The following is a 367-nucleotide window of genomic DNA, read 5'->3' on the forward strand; positions in this document are numbered from 1 at the left end:
CTGCATAATAATGCCGCTAAACAGATTGCAAGCCATCGTGCCCAGTCCCTGACCGAACGACATAAAGATAGCCAGCGCCGTGACCTGCAGCTCGTCTGGAGTGTTTTCCCGCACGTATTGGGCAGCCGCAGCCAGATAAAAGCCGACCGAGAGCCCTTGGATGAAAAACAGCGCGATGATTGAGGTGGTGCTTGGCGATGTGGCGTACCAGAACCAGCGCAACGCGGAAATTATTCCTGCCAGCAGGATCGTCATCTCCAGACCCCAGCGTCGGATCAGATAGGCTGCCATTCTCATGCAGGGCGCTTCACTGCCGGCAAACAGGAAAAAAGCGAGGCCAATTCCCGCCACCGATCCGCCTATATGC

At 56.1% G+C, this 367-nt stretch carries 1 protein-coding gene; it reads right to left on the reverse strand.

What is annotated here, in order from left to right; translation table 11 throughout:
• Window positions 1–367, reverse strand: a 367-nt coding sequence (locus MXD62_RS10450) for an MFS transporter (RefSeq protein ID WP_285224030.1), incomplete at both ends; no start/stop codon positions are given.

Source organism: Frankia sp. Mgl5, from assembly GCF_023242985.1.
Taxonomy (GTDB): Bacteria; Actinomycetota; Actinomycetes; order Frankiales; family Frankiaceae; genus Parafrankia; species Parafrankia soli.